The organism is Mesorhizobium sp. M7A.F.Ca.CA.004.12.1.1 (genome assembly GCF_003997835.1).
Taxonomy (GTDB): Bacteria; Pseudomonadota; Alphaproteobacteria; order Rhizobiales; family Rhizobiaceae; genus Mesorhizobium.
Window position 1 is genome coordinate 1 of the sequence record NZ_RZRK01001286.1, and the last position, 1,015, is coordinate 1,015.

The 1,015-nt window shown below is 65.5% G+C and carries 2 protein-coding genes; one reads left to right on the forward strand and one right to left on the reverse strand.

Annotation, left to right across the window (positions count from 1 at the left end):
• Positions 1–715 (forward strand): substrate-binding domain-containing protein (locus tag EN984_RS35835; protein ID WP_127384419.1); only part of this gene is annotated, 715 nt, incomplete at its 5' end.
• A gap of 26 nt (positions 716–741) precedes the next feature.
• Here the strand turns inward: EN984_RS35835 and EN984_RS35840 are convergent.
• Positions 742–1,015, reverse strand: a 274-nt coding sequence (locus tag EN984_RS35840) for an oligopeptide/dipeptide ABC transporter ATP-binding protein (RefSeq protein WP_348630249.1), incomplete at its 5' end; no start/stop codon positions are given.

Below are 1,015 nucleotides of genomic sequence, written 5' to 3' on the forward strand. Positions count from 1 at the left end.
GTTCCTGCCGCATGCCTCGTCGATCACCCGCACCTGGGAGCAATCGCGGCAGGACATCGCCGTTCCCGATGGTTACGAGACCTTGCTGCGGCTGACCGCGCCGGCCTATCTGTGGGACCGCATCACCTCGCCATGGGTCGAGTGGATGCGCGCCAGGCGGCCGAACGTGGCGCTGCGGCTGGAGGGCAGCTTTCCGGACTCGGCGATCGACCAGCTGGCGGAAGGCCTGCTCGACATCTGCATCCTCTATCTGCCGCGACCGCATCCCGGCATTGTCTACGAGACGCTGGCCGTCGATCAGGTCGTGCTCGTCCAGCACGCCGCACAGACCAAGCCATGGACCGAAAACTATATCCTGATGGACTGGGGGCTGGAGTTCCGCATCGAGCACGACCGCGCCTTTGCCGGCATGGTCAAGCCGGCGATTTCGGCCGGGCTGGTCTTCATCGGGCTTCAGCACGTGCAGTCGCAGCAGGCCGCCGCCTATCTGCCGCTCAGTGCCGTCAGCGGTCATATCGAGCGCGGCGAGATGCGGCGCATCGACAACGCTCCGGTATTCCAACGGCCGATCTACCTCGCCTATCCCTCGAATCCCGTGTCTTCGGATGTTCTGGATGTCGCGCTCACAGGCCTGCGCACGCTGGCCAGAGACTGGGCCGAAGGGCAGGGTTTTTCAGAAGGTGACCGTGCTCTCAGCATGGCCGGCCAGATCTGACCGGCCAAGCCACGCGAGCGAGAGCGCTATGCCGGCTCGGTCACGACCGCTCTCTGCAGCCTGGCCAGTTCGGCGTAAGGAATGTGGCAGCGGATCGAATGGCCGGGCTGGGCCTCGCCGAGTGGCGGCTCCTGCTGTTCGCAGATCGGGCCGATCTTGCGCGGGCAGCGCGTGTGGAACACGCAGCCCGAAGGCGGATTGGTGGCGCTGGGGATTTCGCCGTCGAGACGAATGCGTGCCGTCTCGGTCTGGTCGAGTTTGGGCACCGCCGACAAAAGCGCCTCGGTATAGGGGTGATGC